The following is a 22,934-nucleotide window of genomic DNA, read 5'->3' as shown; positions in this document are numbered from 1 at the left end:
TACGAAAAAAATCGTTTTAAAGCTATCTTAAAGGGAAAAGTAATAAAAAATATGTTAGGAGTTGAACGGATATATGAATATTTTAATAACAGGCGGTACTGGTTTTATTGGACATCATCTCGTTCCGGCTCTGTTAGATAAAGGCCATGCTATCTATATTTTGACGCGTCAGGACGATAAGGTGGACTCAGGAAATGTACATTATATAAAATGGTTGGATGGTTCTCTGCCAAATTTGGATGGTATTGCTATTGATGTGTGCATAAATCTTGCTGGTGCAGGGATTGCCGATAAGCGTTGGACAGAGAAACGGAAGCAAGTAATTTTGAATAGTCGAGTAGAGGCTACGACAGAGCTTGTGCGAATTATTCACCATTTGAAATTAAAACCGCATGTGTTGATTAATGCGAGCGCAATTGGCGTGTATCCTACTGCACAAACGACTTTCTTCTTGGATACAGAGGAGCATGCGGCGGCAGATAACTTTCTTGCAGAGACCGTGATTTCTTGGGAAAAAGTCGCTCGCTCATCAGGAATTCGGACGGTATTCACGCGGTTTGGCTTGATTTTAGGAAGAGATGGCGGATCATTGCCATTACTTACAAAGCAGTTCGCTTTTCTTATCGGTGGGCCGCTGGGTGACGGGGATCAGTGGTATTCGTGGATTCATATTGATGATGTTGTTGCAGCAATTTTATTTATTATGACGAATGATCGTATGGAAGGGGCAATAAACATAACTGCACCACATCCTTTGCAACAAAAAAAATTCGCGGAGTTGCTTGGTCACGCCATGAATCGACCTGCAAAAGTTGCAACACCGGCTTCAATGATCCGTCTAGTAATGGGAGAACGAGCAATGATTGTTCTTGAGGGACAACGTGTTTATCCTCAAAAGCTCCTCAATCAAAATTTCACATTTATATTTCCACAAATTGAGGATGCATTAGCAGATTTAATACAAGAGTAAAGATAAGACGTTAGAATCTCAACTACTGAGCTTCTAACGCCTTATTTTTATTTTGTATTCTCGACTAGAATTGTGGCTTCATTTTCTTCTAGAATTTCTTCTACGATTTGTGATTTGGATAGTGGGCGTTTTTTACCTACTAGTACCATTAGTTGCAACATCGTAAAAGCAATTGAGCTTCGTTTACGGAATGCAATAAATTTTTGAACCCAGGTGGTGACGTATTTTGATTTGTAATTTCGCAATCCTTGAAATCCGTAAAAACCTTGGCTGTAGCGGTAGACGAGCCCTGCCATCCGCTCTCCTAAGAAAGCGAACTGGGACGAGCCTACATTAGAAAGTGGCGCCATTCCTGCATTGAAAATTTGATAGCCATCTTCTTGCCCTTTTTGGAACAGGTTGATAAATAGGAAATCCATAATTCCGCTAGGGGCATCTTGACCATAGCGCATTAAATCGATAGACGTCATCTCGTCATTATAACACGGCATGATGGAAGCAAAGGCAATGATTTTGCCACTTTCATCCTTAGCAACCGCGATTGGTGCTTGCTCTAAATAGTAAACGTCAAAGTAGCCAAGTGAAAATCCTTTTTCGGATCTTTCGCCAAGCCAATCATCTGAAACTTCACGAAGTCGCTGAATTGTTTGCTCGTCAAAACTTGGTTCGATGATTTCAAACGTATAGCCTTCGCGTTCAAATTTGTTCATTAAGGCTCGCTCACCTTTGCGTTTTTTACCAGTTAATGTGAATTCAGGCAAAGATACGAAACCTTCTTCACCGATTTTCATGAAGTCAAAACCGTGATCATGAAGGAATGCTAACATGTCAACATCAACTTCATAAAAGACAGGGCGATAGCCGAAGCGGTCAGCATACACCATTAGTTCTTCCAATGCTTCCTCAAGATGAACACTATCCCCGACCGGTTCTCCCATGATGACCATTTTGTCTGCTTTTAGTTGGAACGGAAATACTACTTTGTCATCTTTGGACCAAAATAGTAATTTGTCACGCAAAAACATGGTATGTGTTACTTCATTTCCTTTATATTTTGCTAAATGTGCTCTCAGACGCCTTGCATCAAATGGTTCTCCGATAGTCACAGTCGTTGTGGAGAAATAATAGAAAATAACAATCAAACTAAGAATTGCAATGGCAACACCGATAAAACCTGTAATCCAAACATGTTCAGATGGAATCAATAGATAATCCGGTATTTTGCGGTGATGCGGTACTTTTGGTGAGTTGTAAATACCGATTAGAACATAGCCGATTAGACAAAGTAAGAATAGCATGCTATCGAAAATGATTTTGCTCCAAGTATACACAAGCTTTTCTCTATAAAATTCGTGACGAGCTAAGTATACGCAAATCAGCACAATTCCAAGGAAAATCGCTGCTTTGATAGAAAAACCTTGTGCCAACGTATTAAAAATCGCGCAACCTAACACAACGATTGTCGTTACATAAGCTTTTGTGACTTTACTTTCAATTCCTCGAGCAAGGCCTAATAGCAGAAACCCGAATGCTATCATTGTAATTTGAGACACGAAGAACAAGCTGAATGGGGCTAATTTATATAGTAATGGCAAGTGATAAATCGCATTCGGAATTGCTGCAGAAATGATAAGCATTAATCCTGCGAAATAGACGAATAGAACTAGAAAGCGGTGTGCTAATTTTTGTAGAAATAGTCGCGGTAAGCCTTCTAAATAGTCATTGAACTTCTTCCCCGCTTTTTGGACGAAGAATAGAAGTCCTGCTGCAAAAGGTATAATATAATAGAAAATACGATAAAATAGTAGCCATGCGACGCTCAAATCAGTCGATACGCCAAGTCGTTCTAAGCCGAGAATCATCACAACGTCAAACGTACCCACTCCACCTGGTACCATCGAAGCAATACCAATTACAGATGCAATGACAAAGAGCGGGAATACTTTTGCCACATCGACAGGTTCATTCATAAGTACGCCGATAATGATAAAGCAGCCGAATGCAAAAGCCCATTCTAATAGTGATGCCAAAATGAGCAGTAATTCACGTTTTAGCGGTAAATCTTCAAATAATGTTTTACTTTTCCATTTAGTGAAGAAAAATAGGATTGGGAAATAAAGTCCGCCTCCTACAAGCCATGGCCAATAACTTCGGAAATGGTCGGCAAATCCAGGAATAAATAGCATCACTAAACCAATAAGGCAATATAAAGATAAACCAGATACGAGAAACAAGGCGATTTTAGAAATGGCTAGGAGAATTTGTTTATGATCAGCATTTTTCCCGTAGAAATTAGCGCGTAAAGATGCTCCTAATACGCCTCCGAATCCTCCAATATTTGTGAATGTATTCGTAATCCAACCAGATGCGATGATGTGACTCGTTGGGAATTTCCCAGGCAATAGCTTCACGATGACAAAATCATAGATGAGCATCGGTGTTACGGCAATAAGTCCCACAACAATCATAATTAAAATATTTTCTGGTCCTTGCGATGTTATATTTTCTTTTAATGCGCCAAAATCGGTTGTTGTTCCAATATTAATCACTTCGTACACAACAAACGCGAGTACAAAAACAATAAAAATTATTTTGGCCTTCAGACTGTTTTCTTGAAACCATGCTATAAGCTTTGCAAATCTTTCTTTCATCATACCAATCCCTTTCATTTTTTGCGCTTTCTCACACTTGGGATACATAAAGCTGCTAGAATTCCTAGCAAGCCACTAAGCGTATTTAAAATAATATCATCTATATCTGTCGAACGATTCTCTGGTAATGTAATACCGCTAAAACCTGTAATAACTGTCGTTTGGAGGAATTGAATGAGCTCGATTCCCACTGAAACGAGTAAGGCTGTCAAAAGTGTCATGCCAATCTTTTTGGTAATTTGAAAATAAAGTAGAAAAAAGGTCAGCGGTGCGAGTAATAAAACATTTCCGAGAAGTTGAATAATAGTTGGCATCGTCGGTAGTGTCTGATGAACAGTGTTTTCAATCGTCGTGAACGGCTCAAGATTAACCATTTCGTGCTGAATATGAAATGCTCCGGTGTAAGTACTTCTCAATATATCGCCCGCTGAAATGTATGTAACAAGATGATGCAAAATAAATAAGTATAAAACAAAAGTAGCAAGCCAAATCACAGCTACTACATTTCTTAATTTCGCCTTCCAGATAATGAAAAACGAAACTACGCCAAGAATTGTGCCATTTACAATAACATTAATCAGCTCTGCACGGCTACCAAAATCGATTGCTAAAAATATACCATAACTTATATATATAGCCGGAATCAAGAGAACCAGAAACCGAGCTTTGTCATTTTTCATAAATCTGCCACGCTTTCTTATGGAGTTATTGTCTTCCTTAGTTTAACAAATAACGCAAGCAATGAAAAGCTTTCTTGGCGCTATCCGACCTTACATTATTGCAAGGTGATTCAAAAATGGAGAACGAGGACTATTGTGCATTTCCCCGTTCTCTATTTATGTTCCTTCTATCCCTAGTTCGTAAACAAATTGTTCCCCGCGTGGACCTAAGACAACACGTGAGGTTTCAATGAATCCGCTTTTTAAATACAGTTTTTGCGCAGGAATGTTTCGTTTGTTAACAGCTAGCACAACGGTAGAAACCCCTTCAAAATTATTGCGTACGTAAGCTTTGAGTTCAGCTAGAGATTTGGCCCCGTATCCCCTACCTTGTACACTCGAATCGATGGAGTATCCCCGTAAAAGCAATGCATTGTTCCATCGTATAAGTCGTTACATCATCACCACTATCCAGAACGAAAAAACCAACAATTTCCTCTTTATCGTAAACGAGAACGCAATGATAGCTATACGTCTAGCTCGCCTGTTCTAACATTTCAACAGGATGCGCTGAAAATTCATCGTTTGTCAGCTTATATTTCTTAAGGGCTTCAATCTGCGCGGTTTCTTTTTTGAATGGTTGTAAGTGAACATTCATATGAAGCCCTCCTCAATTAATTTTTTAACGTTAGAACTGTAATGCTTTCCACATGCGCGGTGTGCGGGAACATATCTAGCGGTTGAATATATTTTACGTTATACCGCTTAGCTAAAACCTGGATATCCCGAGCAAGGGTGGATGGATTACATGATACGTAAACAATTTGCTTGGCATTCGTGCGTAAAATCGATTGCAGTAATTGGTCCTCACAACCAACACGCGGCGGATCAACCACAATAGCATCTGGTTTGAAACCTGCTTTAATCCATTTTGGGAAAATTTCTTCCGCTTTTCCAGTTTCAAATGTGATATTTGTTATTCCTGCGCGAGTTGCATTCGCTTTTGCATCTTCTATTGATTCTGCAATAGTATCCATACCGCGCACTTCTGCTACGCGTTTCGCTAAGGATAAGCCAATTGTACCGACACCACAATAGGCGTCAACAACCTTTTCGCTACCTGTTAAACGAATAGCACGCGCTACTTCGCGGTACAACTTCTCCGTTTGTGATGGGTTCAATTGGAAAAAGGCACGTGCGGATAAGTCGAATTCGATTTCGCCGAGCTTCTCAGTCATTTTATCTTTCCCAGCTAGGAAAATTGTCTCTTCTCCAAAGATTAAAGATGTCTTTGCCTGATTAATATTTTGCATAATCGAAACAACTTCTGGTATAGCCGTTTGGATTCTATCAATTAACTCGCGCTTACGTGTTAACTTTTTGCTGTTTGTGACAAACACTAGTTGGATTTCACCTGTCTTTATTCCTGTCCGAACGACAATTGTGCGAACGATACCGCTATTTCGCTGTTCTTCATAGATTGGAATATCAAGTTCCTCCAATAAATCTCGAACAAAATTAGTTACTTTCACTGTATCTGGATGTTGTACCACGCAGTTTTCGATTGGAACTAACTCGTGACTTTCAGCGCCAAATAGACCTGCTGCGACCTCACCATCAACTTCTCGCACTTGAAATTGGCTTTTATTGCGGTAACCCCAAGGATTTCCCATACCGATAGTGTCGTGGATCTTGATTTGATTTGGATAAAAACGCGTATGTTTCTCAAGAGATTGCGTGATAAGATCTTTTTTCATTTTCAACTGTTCTGGGTACGACAAGTGTTGTAGCTGGCAACCTCCACACGCATCATAAACTGGACATGGTGGTGTGACACGGTGTGGTGATTTTTTACGAATTTTACGGATTTTTGCTTCTGTATAACGTGGATTAACTTTTGTTGCCTCCACGACGACTTCTTCTCCTGTTAAGGCTCCGGTTACAAACACAACGGACCGCTTGAAATAACCAATCCCTTCGCCGTTAATACCAATCCGTTTAATCGTCAGCGGAAATTGTTGACCTTCTGTTACTGGATTTTCACTCAAAATAATTCTCTCCTTATGGCCAAGATTAGTTTATCTCCCCGACCAGCTTTTTCTGTCGTAATATGCTGAGTGTGGCATTAATCTCGCCACCAATCATCAAAATCGTTCCTGTTAAATAAAACCATAACATCAAAATAATTATGACACCAATACTCCCGTACGTTGCTGAGTAGTTGGCAAAATTGTTCACGTAATAGGCAAATCCAATCGACGCTGCTGCCCAACCGACTGTGGAAAAAATCGCGCCCGGTAAAATGCTAAACAATGTACTTCTCCGATTTGGCGCAATCCAGAAAATAAAGGAAAACACAATAAAAATAACGGCCATTGTCACAATCCAGCGAAAATTATTCCAAATATCTAGCGTATCTTGAGAAACATTCAGATGATTAAAAATGAACATCCCAATTTGCTGGCCAAAGACAACGAGGAGAAGTGTCACAACAACAACTGCGAGCATGCCTAATGTAAAAACCATCGACAAAAGTCGTTTCACAAAATAATTTCGACGATCCTTAACACCATAGGCTTTATTCAATGCTTTCGTCGTTGCATTCATACCATTAGAAGCCGACCAAAGCGTACCAATGATACCAAGTGAAAGCGCACCACTTGAATTATTATTTAGAAGTTGATCCAGATTATTATTAATAAATTCATAAATTTGCTCTGGAACAAACTGTTTAATTGTCGTAAATAGTTGGTCTTGGTCAATATTGAAGTACGGTAACAGCGAAGCAACAATTAGTAAGATTGGAAAAATAGAAAAGAGCATATAATACGCTAATTGCGAGGCGCTACCCGATACATCATTTTTCGTAAACCGAGTCCCAACAATCATGCCAAAGCGAACGAGGCGAATATCTTGTATTTTTTTTAACATCTGCATCTCCTTTCTTCTTAAAATAGACGCTAATTGTGGCGTCACTCCAAACTATATGCTACAATTTTTGAAAGTTGAAAAGGAGTGTCTCGCATGAACTTAGAAAATCCAACGCAAGAAAATATGACGTATATGTTAAATGAAATTACTGCAAAACTAAAGATGGTCAACGCTTCTGTCTTTGAAAACCTGACGCTAGAAGCCATCCATTATGATTCGTTACTTGATATTTATTCCCTTATTCACCGCAAAAATAATATCAGCATGCGCGAAATGCAACTTTTTGCGGAAGAATTAAGTACTATTCGGAAATAACCCCACTCACATAATCTACCAAGCCGCGCATCTCAAAAATTTTCGTAGGGGCACCAGCAATCGTCGTAGGCTGGTGTCCTATTTTTTGCTCATAATCATGACCGATAGCAATGAAATCCTCACTATTTGAGGTTATCTCATCGTAGCTTTGCCAAATTTTTTCGCCTCTCACCATAACTGGTGACTTTTCCTGTTGAATTCGGAATGTTTTGGCGCGGTGCTCGGCAAGGTGGAGTGATGTATTTTTATTATGATCAACGCCAAACAAGACAATTTTGGCATGCAATTCGTATAGACGTGCAAGTGGAGATTGCTCACCAAATCCAAAGTTAAGCGCATGTTTTTCTGTAATAAACTCCGCATCACTTCCCCATGCAGAAAAAGAGTATTTCGGATGGGAACTTCGCTTAACATCTTTCATTTTACGGAATGTCTCTGGAATTATACCCATAAAAAAAGTTGGTGTTTCTTCCGGATCATACGCTGGCATTTCTTCGTATATCGCTGGCCACCAATCTTTGGGAACTGCTGGATTTCGCCATTTTGCCGGGTCTGATACGTTCGTACTCTGTGTCGCCATCACCAGATTTCCTGATTCTGTTACTGCCTCTTGAAAAGCTTTAATAATCGCAACATCGCCTCCACAAACCCATCCAGCTTGACCGAGTGCAGAGTGTAATATTACCGTATCTCCTTTTGCAATTCCTTGATTATGTAATTCCTTGCAAATCGATGTGACCGTATGAGGCTTCCTCGTTTTACGAATCGCTCTTTTTTCTCCCATAACCATTCTCCCTTGTTTACTGAAAAAAACTTAGGTGTGTTGCACCAATTAGCAACACACCTCCATATTTCAGTGCCTGAGGTTTCGTGAAAAATTATATATAAAACTTTTCAATAACCTGCAAAACACTCAATTAATCATTTTCACCTTGATATGTCAAAATTTCTGGGCCATCTTTTGTGATTGCAATTGTATGTTCGTACTGTGCTGAGAGTGAACCGTCAGCTGTGCGTGCCGTCCAACCGTTATCATCCATTTTAGCTTTCCAACCGCCTATATTTACCATCGGCTCAATTGTGATAACCATGCCTTCTTTCAAACGTGGGCCTTTTCCTGCTGCGCCAAAATGCGGAACTTCTGGTTTTTCATGCAATGTTGGGCCAATGCCATGGCCGATAAATTCGCGAACTACCGCCAATTTTTCAGCTTCTACATACGTTTGAATTGCATGACCGATATCGCCAATGCGGTTTCCAACTTGCGCTTGTTCAATACCAAGGTACATCGACTTGCGTGTCACTTCCATCAAACGCTCGGCTTCTGGTGAAACTTGACCAACGCCATATGTCCACGCAGAATCGGCGAGTGCGCCATGGTAATTAACAACCATGTCTACCGTAATAATATCACCTTCGTTTAGAACCTTTTTACGTGGAAAGCCGTGACAAATCTCGTCATTGATACTCGCACATGTTGCAAATTCGTAGCCCTCAAAACCTTTTTGTTCAGGGGTCGCACCTTGTTTGCGTAGGAATTCATCTGTGAATACCTCGATGTCCCAGCTCGTAATCCCTGGCTTGATTAACTTTTTGATTTCTTTATGTGTCGCAACTAGGATTTCTCCCGCACGTTTCATTTCATCGATTTCGCGTCTTGATTTTAATGTAATCATTTTTTCCATCCCTTCTCTTTCTAGCTATCCAGTTCACTTAATTTTGTCATAGCCAGAAATTCTCACTTCTACTATTATAGCTTTATTCGCCTCATTTTGAAAGCATGAATATAACGTTTTTGCTAAATTTGGCGGAATTTCTTGCAGTTTTCCTGAAATTCTTTATAATGGAAGTATTAGTGAGTGATGAAACAAGCATATTTGGCATTCGCTTGTGTGCTTTTTTTAGCGTATGAACTTATTACTTTAAAGAAAGAAATGGTGATGTGAATAATGGCAAAAGTAATGATTGTATATGCCAGCATGACTGGTAATACAGAAGAAATTGCAGATATCCTAGGCGAAGAGTTAGAGAAATACGATATTGAGGTGGATATTGAGGAATGTATCTCAGTTGAACCTGAAAAATTACTAGAATACGATGGCGCGCTAATTGGTGGCTACACGTATGATGATGGCGAACTTCCAGACGAATTTGTGGACTTCTATGAAGATATGTCTGATGTGGACTTCTCTGGAAAAGTATGTGCCTCTTTTGGCTCAGGCGATACATTTTACGATGAGTTCTGCTTGACGGTTGATCTTGTTGAGAAACGCTTGAAAGAGCAAGGCGCAACAGTACCCGTAGAAGGCCTTAAAGTAGATTTAGATCCAGATGAAGATGATGTCGTTCGTGCGGAAGCCTATGCGAAAACATTTGCCGATGCGTTACTCGAAAATCTAAATTAAATCTCCCAAAATGCCTGCCTATCATGTTGATAGATAGGCATTTTTTTGATAGCCAAAATAGTTTTAAAATGGTATTTTATATTTTCAAATTAGGAACTGTCTCCCCTTTCCTACCAGTCGATACAAGATATTCACTGTGCTTTATAAAAAATGATTTCTTTAAAGCTTTGGCAAATGAAAAAGTAGAAACGCGCTGTATAATCTAATTTTGCTCTGCCATTGTGGAGTAGACGCTCTGATGAGGATATGTTACTGTTAATTGACCTACAATTTTTAAGGAGTGTTACGATGACTTTCAATGAATTTTCTGCCTATATGTCTGAAAACTTAGCGAGCAAAGATGGCTTTTATCAAAAAGCTCTTGAATTCCAAAACGAGAAAAATAAAAAACGTCCGCCAGCCAAACGTTGGAAGGAAACGAAGCTAGATCGCGCCGTGAATGCGATGTGGCAAGATATTATGAAAACGATGTATGATAAAATTAAACCGTCAATTAAACGTGATGCTCCTGATTTACGCCAAGCTTGGTTGGATTATTTCGTGAAATATAATATTCTAGAATCAATGGATGAGGCTTTATCGGAGATTGAATTTGAGTAATGTCAGGCGTGCTCATAAATATGCCTCTAGTAATAAAATATGGCTAGCTAAAGCTCGGCGTTGTGGCTGTTTTTACTGCCTTGAGATTTTTTCGCCAGCAGAGATTATGAACTGGATAGAAATTGAGGATACGGCTTTTTGTCCGTATTGCTAAGTTGATGCTTTATTGCCTGAATGTTCGCTGTTACCGCTTAGTAAGAATTTTTTAGAAAAGATGCATCAGCATTGGTTTGAATAGACATCGCAAACAGTTGCTTTACGTGTTTTTTTAAGATACAATGCTTTTATTGAATAGAAGAGGGGTGCTACATATGGCAACATTTAATGAAAAGTTGGAAAAGTATGCGGAATTAATTGTCAAGGTTGGGGTGAACGTTCAACCAAATCAGAAAGTAGTAATCAATAGTTCCATTGAAAGCGCGCCGCTAAGCCGTTTGATTACGAAGAAGGCCTATGAAGCTGGAGCAAGCGATGTTATTATTAATTGGGCTGATGAAAAAGTAACATTACTCCGTTACCAGAACTCACCGATAGATATTTTCGAGAAGGCACCAATTCACCGTGCTGCAGAACGCATCGAATTGGCACACGAAAATGCTGTATTTATATCTGTAATTTCTGATAATCCGGACTTGCTAAAAGGTGTAGATGGCAAAAAAATCGCTGCTGGTCAAAAAGCAATGGGACAAGCATTAGAGGAATTCCGTCAAATGATTCAATCCAACACAATAAGTTGGACAGTTGTTGGCGCCGCATCTGAAGGTTGGGCTGCAAAAGTATTCCCAGATTTGCCACAATCTGAACAAGTCCCTGCACTTTGGGAAACAATTTTCGAAACAACGCGCATCAATACAGCTGATCCAGTTCAAACGTGGAAAAACCATGATGAAACACTGAATAACAAAGCTACGTATTTGAATGAACAGCAATATAGTGCACTACACTACACTGCACCTGGTACTGATTTAACAATTGGTCTTCCTAAGAATCACGTTTGGGTTGGTGCTGGTAGCGTTAATAAGCAAGGAAAAGAATTCATGGCCAATATGCCTACCGAAGAAGTCTTCTCTTGTGCAGAGAAAAACAGTGTAAACGGCTACGTATCTAGTACAAAACCACTTAGCTATGCGGGTAATATCATTGATAAGTTCAAAATCACGTTCAAAGACGGACGTATCATTGATGTTGCAGCTGAACAAGGAGAAGATATCTTGAAAGATTTGGTGGCAACAGATGAAGGTTCTCATTACCTTGGCGAAGTTGCACTTGTGCCAAATCCATCACCTATCTCACAGTCAGGAATCTTGTTCTACAACACGCTATTTGACGAGAATGCATCCAATCACTTAGCAATTGGTAGTGCTTATGCTTTTAACATCAAAGGCGGCGAAGATATGAGTCGTGAAGAATTAGAGCAAGCCGGTGTGAATTCAAGCGTGACACACGTCGATTTCATGATTGGCTCTGATAAAATGAACATTGATGGCATTACAGCAACTGGCGAGAAAGTTCCTGTATTCCGTAACGGTGACTGGGCATTTTAGTATCTTTTGATAAGATTATTTTTTACTAATTAATAACGAAGCCCATGGAATAATTGTTTCCTGGGCTTTTTTTACGAAGAAGGTGTTTAATTATGAAGTTTAAGACTTGGGATATTAATCTCAAAGTGCGACTATTCGGGGAAGCTTTGCTCGATATTTCGTTTTGGGCGGTGTTTCCCTTTCTAACGATTTATTTCTCGGATTCAATTGGGCGGCAGACCACAAGTCTGTTACTTATTTTATCGCAAGCTCTATCTGTTATTACTGCTCTTCTCGGTGGTTATTTTGCGGATACTTATGGTAGAAAAAGGATGATGAGTATTTCTGTTATAGGAGAAGGTGCTGGTTTCCTTATTTTTGCGATTGCTGCAACAACAATGTTTCATTCGCCTTATATTGCATTTTTCGGATTTATGGTTGCCAGTATTTTTATGTCGTTTTATCAGCCAGCAAGCCAAGCAATGATTGCAGACGTTGTGAAGCCAGAGCATCGAAGCCATGTGTATTCGATTTTCTATATGATGATTAATATTGCGGTCGTTATCGGGCCAATTATTGGGGCACTTGTATTTAATACTTATACAGCTCAGACGCTGCTCGCAATCGTCCTTGCTGATTTGCTCCTCTTAATTCTACTAACAAAATTCGGTCATGAAACTGCTCCGATGGCTCTAGATAAAGAGCTACGTAAGGCACAGCGTGAGAAAAAAATCAGTACAGTTTTGATGGAGCAGTTGCGTAACTACAAGCTTATTTTTAAAGATAAGGTCTTTTTCTTGTATATTATTGCTGGTGTCATTATTTCTCAATCTTTCATGCAACTCGATTTATTATTTCCGCTTTACATTACAGAAGTTATTGGTGATTCATCGATTTTCTGGATACAGCTTACCGGAGAACAATTATTCGGCTTTATAGTCTCTATCAACGGATTCTGCGTGGCTCTATTGACCGTATTCTTCACTCGGATGATGAGCAGATATCGTGAAAAACTAGTTTTCATGAACTCTTCCTTTTTATATGGCATTGCTATTCTGCTTTTTGGGATCACGACTGGTCCATGGGGAGCTATTCTAGCGATTATTTTATTTAGTTTTGCAGAGCTAATGACAGTCGGAATCCAACAGAACTTCGTTGCCAAAATAGCACCTGATAATAAGCGCGCGATGTACTTCTCAGCTGCTGGGCTTCGTTATACGTTCGGAAAAGTGATTGCCCCGCTCGCGATTACGCTTTCTACACTCATTGGCTATTTTGCAACGTTTATGACAATCGCGGTGCTAGCGGTAATTAGTGGATTTATATACTTCTACATGTATAGTCTCTATGAAAAGCAAGAACGCGCTAACTAGATTATGAAAAAAAGTTATGCTTAAAACGCATAGCTTTTTTCGTTTTTTCAGCATTTATGTTTATCTTCCCCATTTTAAGGCAATTATGTCATTAAGAAGTCAATCTGCTTTAAAATTTCAAAGGAAAGCAAGGTGTGTGCTTATGTTTAGTCATTCTTCAATTGGAATCGATTTGGGAACATCGAATATTGTTGTCTACAATGAACTGCGGGGAATTATTTTTAATGAACCTGCTGTCGTCGTTTTAGATGCTGAGACAAAAGAAGTCTACGCTATCGGAAACCCGGCAAAGCAAATGTACGGAAAAACACCTATCACTTTAACTGCCATCAAACCGCTAAAAGATGGCGTTATTGCGGATTTTGATAATACAGTAAAATTATTACAAACTGTTTTAGATCGGGTAGCTCGACTCACTAATATTTCAATTCGTAAAACGGCTGCCAGTGTAAGCGTCCCCGCTGGTGCAACGATTGTAGAACGGAATATTATTCGTGATGCCGTTCTTGAAACAGGTATCAAAGTCGTGACGATTGTTGAAGCACCAGTTGCTGTTGCTATTGGTGCGGGACTCCCTATCAATAAACCCATATCCAGCATGATTGTTAATATGGGGGCTGGCACAACAGAGATTTCAATTGTTTCATATCGAGGAATCTTGGCTAATATGTCTGTTCGTTCTGCTGGTGATTCTCTTGACGCCGATATAATTCAATACTTTCGTGACGAACACAACTTATTAATCGGTAATTTAACTGCCGAAAAATTGAAACAGAGAATCGGTTACGCACCAGGTCCTCATATTTTGAAATCTATGGAAGTTCGCGGCCGTAGCCTATTGACCGGACTGCCAACAATCATAAAAGTATCCTCCACTGAGGTCCAGCCGATATTTACAGAGTTTTTAGCCAAAATCATTAAAATGGTTCACGCTATGGTAGAGCAATCACCTGCTGAACTAAGCGGTGATATTATGGATCAAGGTATTATTTTTACAGGGGGTGCGTCACAACTAAATGGTTTCAAAGAATGGTTAACAAAACAAGTTGATTTTCCAGTTATTCTCGATCCCAATCCTTTAGAATCCATAGCTATTGGAACTGGTCGAATTCATTATTACAGTCAACGTGCACTCTCAGGTGATTTTGAACTAACAACGTCACGACTCAAGTTACCATTTTTCTCTTGAGTGAAATACTGGATTTTCATTAAAATCTTTACATGCGATTTACGTTTTCTGAGTGAAAGCCGATTCCTATGCGATTCCTATATTACCTTTTTATATCATTATCTTTATAAGCCCCTATGATTGAAAAACTACTTTATACTAGAGACTGTGCCGATAAAAGCATGAAAAAGGAAATATGGAGGGTAAAAAATGTTTGGTAATACAACGATTGGTATCGACCTTGGTACCGCAAACATACTAGTGTACAATAAGTCAAATGGAATTATTTTGAATGAACCTTCTGTAGTCGCCATGGATATTCACACCAAGTCCGTGCTTGCCATTGGTCAAGAAGCAAAAGAAATGATTGGGAAGACCCCTACAAATATTATTGCTGTTCGTCCATTAAAAGATGGTGTCATTGCTGATTTTGATATCACAACTGGTCTATTACGCGAGATTATGCGTCGGGTCACAGGAATTGTTGGTAGTTCGGTGAAACGGCCAAATGTTGTCGTATGTGTGCCAACTGGAGCGACTTCTGTGGAACGCCGAGCAATCAGTGATGCAGTGAAGTCAATGGGCGCAAAAGATGTCACGCTTATCGAAGAACCTGTTGCAGCAGCGATTGGCGCAGATCTACCAGTCGATGAACCGATTGCGAATGTCATTGTCGATATCGGCGGTGGAACGAGTGAAATTGCCATCATCTCCTATGGAGGTATCGTAACGAGTACATCTGTGAGAACTGGTGGCGACCATATGGACGATGAAATTATCCAACATATCCGCAAAAATTATAATCTTCTTGTTGGGGAAGCAACGGCCGAACGCATCAAAATGGAGCTTGGTTACGCGCCAATTCCACATACTCAGGCAACACTAGATGTTCGCGGCCGCGATTTGCTGACGGGTTTACCAATGACTCTCACCATCACGTCTACCGAAATTCAAAAAGCATTAGAAGAGACATTAGGACGTATCTTAGAAGCAGTTCGTGTCACATTAGAGCAATGCCCAGCTGAGTTAAGCGGTGATATTGTTGATCGTGGTATCGTTTTAACTGGTGGTGGTTCTCTAATACATGGGTTCCAAGAATGGCTTGTTCATCAAATCGATGTTCCTGTACATATGGCACCGAGCCCTTTAGAGTCCGTGGCTATTGGAACTGGTATGTCGCTTGAGTACATTGACAAAGTATCCAAAAAAATTAATTAACACTAAACCCAAGAAAAACAAGCCTAAATCGACTTGTTTTTCTTGGGTTTTTATTTTAATAAGATTGGTAGAAAAGTGATAAGATCAAAAGCGATATGGACAATCCATGTAACCCAAATAGAGTTACTCTTTTTAAATAAGTAATTGAGAACCATCCGACTCGGAATAATCGTTACTAAGCACTGCAATAGATTATAATCATATGATGGCAGATGCCATAGAGCGAATAGGATTGAGCATAAAAGAGTTGCTTGCCAGAATTTCCAGTTCAATTTTTTCCAAGCGGCGTATAAAATGCCAATAGATAGCAATTCCTCACCTAATAGCATGAATAAAACATTTTTAATGACGTACCCCCAGCTCAGAACGCTATTCACATCATTCTCGGTTACTCCTCCAGCAATCGCTGACCAAAGGCTACCCGCAACAGTTCCGACAACTACTAAAAATGGAATACCTATCAGCAACCACTTTACGCTAAAATGCTGAAACCAATCTAAAAATTCTGCCTTAAGTAGAATGTAGAGTACAATAAGCATGATACATCCATTGAAAAATGCACTGATGATTTCCAAGTAATCTGTTTGCAACATTGTTAAAGGTAGCATTTGATACGCTACGCCTACTAATATAGCGCTGAGTATAATTAAATAACCCTGCTTCTTGTTTACCAGTGAATTCCCCATTTTCTTACTCCTTTTTAATAAATTGAGAGGTTATCTTGCACCGATGTTACATCTTTTTCTTTCTTCATTACCCTTATTAATCCGATGCAAATCGTGATAGAATGTTGGTCTCAATTACGTTTCTAATTATACAAAAGAAGATTATCAAACAGATATGTGAATTAGGTCGCATTGCCTTATATTTCCCCCCTATAGAAAAGGCTGACAAGAGGAATTTTAGCAAACCTCAGGCCAACCTTTTATTTATTTGAGTTCCATTGTATACAGCTCATCGCCATTATTGTCTTTGATAGTTACTGTAGAAATTGTGTCCATTGTCATTTCTGTTTTTTTTGTAAGCTGGATTAAAGCATTTTTGTCATTGTAGCCGGTGTGTAATGGTTGTGTATATTCCTTATCGTCAGTTGCTTTTAAAGCGACTGTCGTGCCTTTGCTGAGAATCGTTTCCAATTCTGCTACAACGCCGACATACTGATTTTTATTGCCTTGTAATTGTAGTAAAGACAGGTCATCATCTGATTGTGGATTGTTATTTTTGGATGTCTCTTTGACAACTAGCTTATTATTTGGATATGTGAATTCAGCTAAGTGATAAGAACCGTCTTTATCTCGTAAAATTGCCGTGTAGATTTGCTTTTTTTGTGTTGCGCTACTGATTACTTTCCAACCTTTGTCAGCTATATATTTATTAACTTTTGGGAAAAAGGCATTTTTTTTCGCTCGCTCGGATGGTGCTTGTGCTTTTATTTTACTCGAATCTAAGTCATTTTGGTAAACACTCTCATTGGAATCATTGCGTAACTCAATGCGTTTTAAGCCGCTTGCTGTTTTGGCATCAACGGACGGAATTGCGACAATAGCGACTGTTTTTCCATCCTTTACCTCGCTTCTATTTGTTAAAGAGACGCCAATTGCTTCATCAACTTCTTTATTACTATCCAACAAAACGAGTTCTGTTGCCTCTTTTGCAAGTTTTGTATCACTAATTTCAACCATAGCAATCAGACCATCTAGACCATTCATAAGGTTGATTTTCACTTTGGAATCTTGTTTTTTAAGTGCGGAGTCCAGTTGTATATTTGAGATATCCTGTTTGTTCGAATCTTTGTAGTATTCAAGAAAGCCGGTCCTATCATCGTCATCCTTCACATACGCTAACTGATAGTCTTTTAAATCTGTTTTTACCTTTTGTATCATAGTCAATGATTTATCGCTCAGAGCTTTGTCTATGCCTTCCTTGCCACATGCCGCTAACCCGACTAGAAGTAATATTCCCATAAATACTGGTATCAATTTCTTCAATCTGTTCCTTCCTCTCTCTTGATTTTTACAAACAGATTGCTCCCCGCCTCTGTTTTATGTTAAAATGATAAAGTTGATTCAATCAATCGTGTCCTGATAGCTCAGTAGGATAGAGCGACAGCCTCCTAAGCTGTAGGCCGTGGGTTCGATTCCCTCTCAGGACATTTTTATTTGAAATATAGGATATTATCACTTTACATACCGTTTGATGTTAACTATATTACTGTATATATCAAAAGATTCAACTTTTATATACTATTTCAGTATAACGTTTTTTATGTCAAAAATAAAGATTTATTTTTCTTTTTTTACTTTAATGTTACAAATAAATTTCTTTTGTGTCGATGAACGATGATAATAATCTAAAAAAAGATCTGGTTTTTTGCCAGATCTTTTTTTGCACTTATTCTCAGTGAATTAATTTACTTTTTTTAGCTTTTGCAGACAGTCCTGGAATGATTTTATCTAATGGTTTTTTGAGTAGTATTCCTAGGAGAATGAACAGGATGCCAAACATTGTAAGCATCAAAATATCATGGGTTGCATTTTGCCAGTAGATACCACCGACGCTTTCACGAATGAGACCAACCGCGTATGTGAATGGTAAGAATGGGTAAATTACTTGAAAAAATGGCGGTGATACTTGAATTGGGAAGTTCCCTCCGGCTCCTGAAATTTGCAGGACAAGCAGGATGATCGCCATCCCTTTACCAACATTGTTGAACAGCGAAACAAGTGTGTATACGATAATCATGAAAACGACGCTAATAAACATGCTGAAAAGAACGTGGTAAACTGGACTTGCGATAGATACTCCGAGCAAGAAAATGTTACCGAGCGTCACAACGAGGGCTTGCGCAAGACCAATAGATAGGAATGTAAGCAACCTACCAAAATAAACGTGGTGGTGGTTAAAAATTCCACGCGGTACTTCAACATCAACGCGAAGTAATGAAATGAGAAGTAATGCTCCTACCCATAGACAAAGCGCTGTATAAAATGGCGAACTGGCCGAACCGTAATTAGGAATTGGATAGTACTTCGTTTCCTTTAATTGAATCGGATGTGCTATAAAATCGCTGTCTTTTTTGACATCATTTCTTAAGAACGCGATAATTTGTTGCATATCATAATTTTGATCAAATTCATTGATTCGTGATGTAGCTTTATTGATGGCTTGTTCAAATTGAGGTAACTCCGTCCTTGATAAGTTGGCGGCCGTTTGGACGGCTTTTGCAAATTCAGGAAACTTCTGTTGTATCAGTTTAGCCGCATTGTTTATTTCAGATTCCAGTGATGGCAAGTCATTTCGCACGAAGTCGCCTGCTTTGTGAATTTTAGCTTTTACATCAGGATATTCGGACTTGTAAAACGCTGCAGCTGTGTTGATACCGCTAATGACAGTATCTAGTTTCGTATCGATAAATGTCGTTGCATCGGCCAATGTTTGCTGTAATTCTGGTAATCGTTGTTGGAATTCTTTTAAATACGTTTGGCTTGTTACTAAAGTTTGATTCGCAGTTTGAAGAATTGATGTGATTTCTGGCAGTTTGTCTTTAGCGCCATCTAGTAAAGCACTACTTTTAGCGAGGTCTGTGCTGATTTCTTTTAGCGCGGTATTGATTGTTGGCACGATTTTAGCGTCGTATTTACTGATGATTATTGTTAAGTCATCACTAACTTTCTTAGCTTCTGCGTTAAGTTGATTGAGCAGTACTTGGCTTGGTTCTTCACCGGCTTGGATAATTTTTTTGATTTGTGCCAATGTTTGCTGTTGCTTCGCTAAGTCTTGTTTCATTGCCGTTAAATTACTGATAAAGCCTGTGAGTGGTCTGTTTGGTAAGGTTTCATTCAGCGAGCTTAGCAACTCTATTTGTTTCGTCAGCATGTTACTCGCGCTCGTTAATTGCGTATCGATTTGGTCGATTACCGTAACGACTTTATCTGAATCGATAGCACCATTTTTTAGCGCTTCCGTTAGCTCATAAACATTATTTGTGACTTGTTGTAGCAAAATAAGGTTTTGTTTGATTGCCGGAGCTACCGTTTGGAAAGATTGATCCACTTGTTTCGTAAAACCGGCTACCTTGTCTGCATATTTGGAACCGTCGTCCGCTATTTTTTTTACAGTGGGTAGCGCTTTTTCTGCACTGGAAATAATGCTTAGTGCCTTGGTGGATTCAGAAATTGCGTCATTTACCGTCTTTTGAATCGTTCCAAAATTGGCGTTAACTGCCTTTACGTCCGTTGCAATTTGCTGAATTTCAGGGATTTTCTTCTGCAATGTCAAGATATCTTCGCCGAGTTTATCAAGTTGCGGTAACTGTGATTCGATTCGTAACAGGTCTTGTGCCGCAGCATTTATTTGAGGCATACTCTTATTAAGCTCAACTACTTGGTTCGCCTTTGCTTTTAAGTCTGGTAGCCTGCCTTCCAAAATAACCGCTTGCTTACCCATTTCAATAATTTGTGGCATACTCGCCTTCACTTGAAAAACTTTATCTTTAATATGTCGCAAAGTTGGCAACTCATTTTCCAAATCGATGCCGGCTTTATTGAGCTCTGAAAGAACCGAGCTGCTGACTTTATCGACGAATTCCGAGCTGATTTGGTCTACGATGGTTGATGCACCTTTGTCGGTTATTTTTGGCGCAATCGCATTTATTTTCTCATTCACCATATAGTTAATTGTTGGTTTCGTCGGATTACCGCCCACGACCGAGACAATATCTTTTGAGAAATCGGCGGGAATAATAATTGCGGCGTAATAATCACCTTTCTTCACGCCCTCACGTGCCTTATCTTCGCTCATAAAAGTCCAACCTAGTGAGTCATTTTCTTTCAGTTGTTTTTTGAGCTGTGTACCAATATTGACTTTTTGCGGACTTTTACCTGGCACTGTAATTTCGGCACCTTTGTCTTCAATCACAACCGCCACCTTAATACCAGATGTATTCGAATAAGGATCCCAGAGTGCTTCAATATTAAACCAGGCATACAGTGATGGCAAAATGACAAGCGCAAGCACCAACATTAACGCAATCGGAGCTTTAAAAAGTCGTCGCCAATCGAGTATAAAAATACCCCAAATTTTCTTCATTCATCGCACCCCTCTTGTCTTACTTCACGTCCGATTATACAGGGCAGGCAGATTAACTGCAAACAAAAAAATACAAGAGGCCGAGACAAAACTCCTAATACGAAAAAATCGCCTCGCCCATTATTTTGGGTAAGACGAAGATTAAGCTTTACACAAATCGAGCGAAAGCGTTTGTATTCTGGGGATTTGGTGGAAACCGGAAGCGGAGCGTACGACTGTACGTGATGACTGAAAGCAGGGAGAGGGTAGTTTCCTCGACCATGCAAGAAGTTAAGCGAAACTGCTCTTGTGTAGCAGAACCGCTCGATTGTTCTCCATCCTTATTCTAAATATCCTGAAAGAACGCCTATTCGTGATGCTCATAGGCATATTGGGACTGTAACTCATTACCCGAACAGTCCCAACAATGCGAGCGCTTGTCGCCGATTTATTTCGGTTATGCCCCAGACTCTTGTATTCACTACTTTACTTATGTTCTTTCAAACGGAAGTGTTGCCATGGTTGGATTGTTTTTAATAAGTAACGCTCTTCTGGGATAACGCGCCCAACGATATTTGTGTTACCCGAGTTCTCCATTTCACGCAGAGCCACCTGCATTTCGCCTTTGTAGCGTTCGTAGCCATTGTTATCGATAGTAACATCACCAAGTTCGATTGTGTCTGTGTCATGTGCTGGGAACTCGTGTTGTTTGAAGTTTACACGTGTCATTGTCGAGCGCAATACGTACTCAGAAGCATCACCGCGATTGAAATGTTTTTGCGTTGTTACGATTTCTTTTTCGACTGGTGTCGCGCCGTCAACAAATGTCACAGCAAGTTCTAACTCATTGCGATTTAGTTCACCAAGTGCTTTTAACTCTTCTTCTGACGCGTACATATTGCCGATAATAACATCATCGATTAACCCGGTGTTCCATAAATCTTTTGCTTGTACTGTAATCGACATGCCACGATGCTCCTCTAACGTTGGAAGGCCACCATCAACGACAAACCACGGTCCAAATTTACCTGCGTTAGACGAAACGAAAGCTGCAGTGCGCAAGTTGAATTTTTTGAATTGGGCGCTTGTACGAAGGAAATGCTCACGAGAAAGCGCTGTATAACGACGTGGATAAAAATTATGACAACCAATAATATTTGCTGTATTCGCTTGGTACGACAAAATATTATCAACATATTTCGTGCCGTTAGAAATATTAAGCTCAATTTGTAAATCATTATCATCAAACGACATCGCCGCTTCTTCTGCACCAGAAAAACCTAAATCTAAACGCAAACCGGATAATCCTAATTCTTTAAAGCGGCCTAAGTCCTGATACGTCAAATTTAGTGAAGCAAAAACACCCGGATCGACATCAGCAATAACTTCGTAACCTAATTTATTCGCTGTTTGACAAATTGTTTCTAGTTTTGCAAACTCTTCTTCGTCATTTGCTGAGATTAAACATGTGAAAATGCGGCTAAAACCATACTTTGCAGCAGTTTCGATGTAGTTTAATGAATCCTCCAATGGGGCATGTTGTGGGAATACTGAAATACCTAATTTTCTCATAATAAGTAAACTTCCTCTCTTATCAATAGTTAAAATGGGGATGAGGAAAATTCCTCATCCCCATTTTTATAGTTACTTAACGCGATATAATTCTACAATCTCGATTGCTAAATCTTTAAATGTAATAGCATTCATCAAGTGATCTTGTGCGTGAACTAGAAGTAAAGATACTTCTGCTTTTTCACCGCGTGCTTCGCCTTGAATTAGTTTTGTTTGAGAATGATGCGCTTCGAGCAATGATTGTTCTGCTTTTTGGATTTGTTCGTCCGCTAAAGCAAAATCACCTTTTTTAGCTGCATCAATCGCTAACATGGCATCGCTTTTTGCGTTACCACCAAACATAATTAGGTTCATAATCGTTAGTTCTAATTCTTCCATTCAGTTCCACATCCTTTAGTTGTTGTGGCTCTTAGAAAGCGTACTCTGCTTACTTAGAGCCTCAATATGCATGTGAACAAAGTGAACATGTAATCCATCTGCCC

At 39.4% G+C, this 22,934-nt stretch carries 21 protein-coding genes and 1 tRNA gene; 9 read left to right on the top strand and 13 right to left on the bottom strand.

From position 1 onward, the window contains the following. Nucleotides 1–73: 73 nt before the first annotated feature. Nucleotides 74–970 (top strand): TIGR01777 family oxidoreductase, encoded by an 897-nt coding sequence (locus R8925_RS06685; RefSeq protein WP_430535117.1) that lies wholly within the window; start codon nucleotides 74–76, stop codon nucleotides 968–970. Between the two features lie 47 nt (nucleotides 971–1,017). Here R8925_RS06685 and mprF read toward each other — a convergent pair whose 3' ends face one another. From mprF to R8925_RS06655, 6 genes are all read right to left on the bottom strand, one after another. Then, on the bottom strand, nucleotides 1,018–3,621 hold the full coding sequence (gene mprF, locus R8925_RS06680; protein WP_430535129.1) for a bifunctional lysylphosphatidylglycerol flippase/synthetase MprF: 2,604 nt from the start codon (nucleotides 3,619–3,621) through the stop codon (nucleotides 1,018–1,020). Nucleotides 3,622–3,635: 14 nt separating this feature from the next. Continuing rightward, entirely contained in the window at nucleotides 3,636–4,301 is a 666-nt protein-coding gene (locus R8925_RS06675; protein WP_430535116.1) for a VanZ family protein, read from the bottom strand. 156 nt (nucleotides 4,302–4,457) lie between these two features. Continuing rightward, a complete protein-coding gene (locus tag R8925_RS06670; RefSeq protein WP_430539415.1) occupies nucleotides 4,458–4,709 on the bottom strand; it encodes a GNAT family N-acetyltransferase in 252 nt (83 codons plus the stop codon). A 106-nt stretch (nucleotides 4,710–4,815) separates the two neighbouring features. Then, nucleotides 4,816–4,938, bottom strand: a complete 123-nt coding sequence (locus R8925_RS06665; protein WP_430535115.1) for a hypothetical protein — start codon at nucleotides 4,936–4,938, stop codon at nucleotides 4,816–4,818. Nucleotides 4,939–4,954: 16 nt separating this feature from the next. Next, complete coding sequence (gene rlmD / locus R8925_RS06660; protein ID WP_430535114.1) at nucleotides 4,955–6,328, bottom strand: 23S rRNA (uracil(1939)-C(5))-methyltransferase RlmD; 1,374 nt, start codon at nucleotides 6,326–6,328, stop codon at nucleotides 4,955–4,957. 25 nt (nucleotides 6,329–6,353) lie between these two features. Continuing rightward, nucleotides 6,354–7,217 carry a YihY/virulence factor BrkB family protein gene (locus R8925_RS06655; RefSeq protein WP_430535113.1) on the bottom strand — a complete coding sequence of 288 codons (864 nt, stop codon included), beginning with the start codon at nucleotides 7,215–7,217 and terminating at the stop codon, nucleotides 6,354–6,356. Nucleotides 7,218–7,304: 87 nt separating this feature from the next. On the opposite strand from R8925_RS06655, the gene R8925_RS06650 reads away from it, so the two are divergent. Further along, nucleotides 7,305–7,526, top strand: coding sequence for a DUF1128 domain-containing protein (locus tag R8925_RS06650; protein ID WP_036072699.1), 222 nt, complete (start codon nucleotides 7,305–7,307; stop codon nucleotides 7,524–7,526). Here the strand turns inward: R8925_RS06650 and R8925_RS06645 are convergent. Together R8925_RS06645 and map are read right to left on the bottom strand one after the other, a co-directional pair. Continuing rightward, entirely contained in the window at nucleotides 7,513–8,310 is a 798-nt protein-coding gene (locus R8925_RS06645) for an AAC(3) family N-acetyltransferase (protein ID WP_430535112.1), read from the bottom strand. The two genes, R8925_RS06650 and R8925_RS06645, sit on opposite strands and share 14 nt — an antisense overlap. 133 nt (nucleotides 8,311–8,443) lie before the next feature. Beyond that, the gene (gene map / locus R8925_RS06640) at nucleotides 8,444–9,202 is read right to left on the bottom strand and encodes a type I methionyl aminopeptidase (protein ID WP_430535111.1); all 759 of its coding nucleotides are present in this window, start codon (nucleotides 9,200–9,202) and stop codon (nucleotides 8,444–8,446) included. Nucleotides 9,203–9,475: 273 nt separating this feature from the next. Here map and R8925_RS06635 point away from each other — a divergent pair, with 273 nt between their 5' ends. The 6 genes from R8925_RS06635 (at nucleotide 9,476) to mreBH (ending at nucleotide 15,813) form a co-directional block, all read left to right on the top strand. Beyond that, complete coding sequence (locus R8925_RS06635; protein WP_430535110.1) at nucleotides 9,476–9,931, top strand: flavodoxin; 456 nt, start codon at nucleotides 9,476–9,478, stop codon at nucleotides 9,929–9,931. Between the two features lie 288 nt (nucleotides 9,932–10,219). Beyond that, on the top strand, nucleotides 10,220–10,531 hold the full coding sequence (locus tag R8925_RS06630) for a hypothetical protein (protein WP_430535109.1): 312 nt from the start codon (nucleotides 10,220–10,222) through the stop codon (nucleotides 10,529–10,531). Nucleotides 10,532–10,842: 311 nt separating this feature from the next. Beyond that, nucleotides 10,843–12,075: an aminopeptidase gene (locus R8925_RS06625; RefSeq protein WP_430535108.1), complete on the top strand. Its 1,233-nt coding sequence runs from the start codon at nucleotides 10,843–10,845 to the stop codon at nucleotides 12,073–12,075. Nucleotides 12,076–12,167: 92 nt separating this feature from the next. Then, nucleotides 12,168–13,427, top strand: coding sequence for an MDR family MFS transporter (locus R8925_RS06620; RefSeq protein WP_430535107.1), 1,260 nt, complete (start codon nucleotides 12,168–12,170; stop codon nucleotides 13,425–13,427). A 142-nt stretch (nucleotides 13,428–13,569) separates the two neighbouring features. Next, a complete protein-coding gene (mreB, locus tag R8925_RS06615) occupies nucleotides 13,570–14,616 on the top strand; it encodes a rod shape-determining protein (RefSeq protein ID WP_430535106.1) in 1,047 nt (348 codons plus the stop codon). A gap of 189 nt (nucleotides 14,617–14,805) precedes the next feature. Beyond that, nucleotides 14,806–15,813: a rod-share determining protein MreBH gene (gene mreBH / locus R8925_RS06610; protein ID WP_430535105.1), complete on the top strand. Its 1,008-nt coding sequence runs from the start codon at nucleotides 14,806–14,808 to the stop codon at nucleotides 15,811–15,813. Between the two features lie 50 nt (nucleotides 15,814–15,863). Here the strand turns inward: mreBH and R8925_RS06605 are convergent, their stop codons facing one another. Further along, nucleotides 15,864–16,499 (bottom strand): CPBP family intramembrane glutamic endopeptidase, encoded by a 636-nt coding sequence (locus R8925_RS06605; RefSeq protein ID WP_430535104.1) that lies wholly within the window; start codon nucleotides 16,497–16,499, stop codon nucleotides 15,864–15,866. Between the two features lie 243 nt (nucleotides 16,500–16,742). Further along, nucleotides 16,743–17,801, bottom strand: coding sequence for a hypothetical protein (locus R8925_RS06600; protein WP_430535103.1), 1,059 nt, complete (start codon nucleotides 17,799–17,801; stop codon nucleotides 16,743–16,745). 90 nt (nucleotides 17,802–17,891) lie between these two features. Between R8925_RS06600 and R8925_RS06595 the strand changes: the two genes are divergently transcribed. Beyond that, a tRNA-Arg gene (locus R8925_RS06595) sits at nucleotides 17,892–17,965 on the top strand. A gap of 245 nt (nucleotides 17,966–18,210) precedes the next feature. Here the strand turns inward: R8925_RS06595 and R8925_RS06590 are convergent. The 3 genes from R8925_RS06590 to R8925_RS06580 all read right to left on the bottom strand — a co-directional run bounded on the left by R8925_RS06590 (nucleotide 18,211) and on the right by R8925_RS06580 (nucleotide 22,830). Beyond that, a complete protein-coding gene (locus R8925_RS06590; protein ID WP_430535102.1) occupies nucleotides 18,211–20,901 on the bottom strand; it encodes a YhgE/Pip family protein in 2,691 nt (896 codons plus the stop codon). 465 nt (nucleotides 20,902–21,366) lie between these two features. Next, nucleotides 21,367–22,452: a DUF871 domain-containing protein gene (locus tag R8925_RS06585; RefSeq protein WP_430535101.1), complete on the bottom strand. Its 1,086-nt coding sequence runs from the start codon at nucleotides 22,450–22,452 to the stop codon at nucleotides 21,367–21,369. A 72-nt stretch (nucleotides 22,453–22,524) separates the two neighbouring features. Continuing rightward, complete coding sequence (locus tag R8925_RS06580; protein ID WP_430535100.1) at nucleotides 22,525–22,830, bottom strand: PTS sugar transporter subunit IIA; 306 nt, start codon at nucleotides 22,828–22,830, stop codon at nucleotides 22,525–22,527. Between the last annotated feature and the right edge of the window lie 104 nt (nucleotides 22,831–22,934).

The organism is Listeria rocourtiae subsp. hofi (genome assembly GCF_963575615.1).
GTDB classification, from domain to species: domain Bacteria; phylum Bacillota; class Bacilli; order Lactobacillales; family Listeriaceae; genus Listeria_A; species Listeria_A hofi.
The sequence above is the reverse complement of the archived record's forward strand: the minus strand, read 5'-3'. Positions and strand labels throughout refer to the sequence as shown.

Excerpts from the sequence above, each read along its gene's own strand:
- R8925_RS06685 (WP_430535117.1), top strand. The coding sequence starts at position 74 with ATGAATATTTTAATAACAGGCGGTACTGGTTTTATTGGACATCATCTC.
- mprF (WP_430535129.1), bottom strand. The coding sequence starts at position 3,621 with ATGAAAGAAAGATTTGCAAAGCTTATAGCATGGTTTCAAGAAAACAGT.
- R8925_RS06675 (WP_430535116.1), bottom strand. The coding sequence starts at position 4,301 with ATGAAAAATGACAAAGCTCGGTTTCTGGTTCTCTTGATTCCGGCTATA.
- R8925_RS06665 (WP_430535115.1), bottom strand. The coding sequence starts at position 4,938 with ATGAATGTTCACTTACAACCATTCAAAAAAGAAACCGCGCAGATTGAA.
- R8925_RS06655 (WP_430535113.1), bottom strand. The coding sequence starts at position 7,217 with ATGCAGATGTTAAAAAAAATACAAGATATTCGCCTCGTTCGCTTTGGC.
- R8925_RS06650 (WP_036072699.1), top strand. The coding sequence starts at position 7,305 with ATGAACTTAGAAAATCCAACGCAAGAAAATATGACGTATATGTTAAAT.
- R8925_RS06645 (WP_430535112.1), bottom strand. The coding sequence starts at position 8,310 with ATGGGAGAAAAAAGAGCGATTCGTAAAACGAGGAAGCCTCATACGGTC.
- map (WP_430535111.1), bottom strand. The coding sequence starts at position 9,202 with ATGATTACATTAAAATCAAGACGCGAAATCGATGAAATGAAACGTGCG.
- R8925_RS06635 (WP_430535110.1), top strand. The coding sequence starts at position 9,476 with ATGGCAAAAGTAATGATTGTATATGCCAGCATGACTGGTAATACAGAA.
- R8925_RS06630 (WP_430535109.1), top strand. The coding sequence starts at position 10,220 with ATGACTTTCAATGAATTTTCTGCCTATATGTCTGAAAACTTAGCGAGC.
- R8925_RS06625 (WP_430535108.1), top strand. The coding sequence starts at position 10,843 with ATGGCAACATTTAATGAAAAGTTGGAAAAGTATGCGGAATTAATTGTC.
- R8925_RS06620 (WP_430535107.1), top strand. The coding sequence starts at position 12,168 with ATGAAGTTTAAGACTTGGGATATTAATCTCAAAGTGCGACTATTCGGG.
- mreB (WP_430535106.1), top strand. The coding sequence starts at position 13,570 with ATGTTTAGTCATTCTTCAATTGGAATCGATTTGGGAACATCGAATATT.
- mreBH (WP_430535105.1), top strand. The coding sequence starts at position 14,806 with ATGTTTGGTAATACAACGATTGGTATCGACCTTGGTACCGCAAACATA.
- R8925_RS06605 (WP_430535104.1), bottom strand. The coding sequence starts at position 16,499 with ATGGGGAATTCACTGGTAAACAAGAAGCAGGGTTATTTAATTATACTC.
- R8925_RS06590 (WP_430535102.1), bottom strand. The coding sequence starts at position 20,901 with ATGAAGAAAATTTGGGGTATTTTTATACTCGATTGGCGACGACTTTTT.
- R8925_RS06585 (WP_430535101.1), bottom strand. The coding sequence starts at position 22,452 with ATGAGAAAATTAGGTATTTCAGTATTCCCACAACATGCCCCATTGGAG.
- R8925_RS06580 (WP_430535100.1), bottom strand. The coding sequence starts at position 22,830 with ATGGAAGAATTAGAACTAACGATTATGAACCTAATTATGTTTGGTGGT.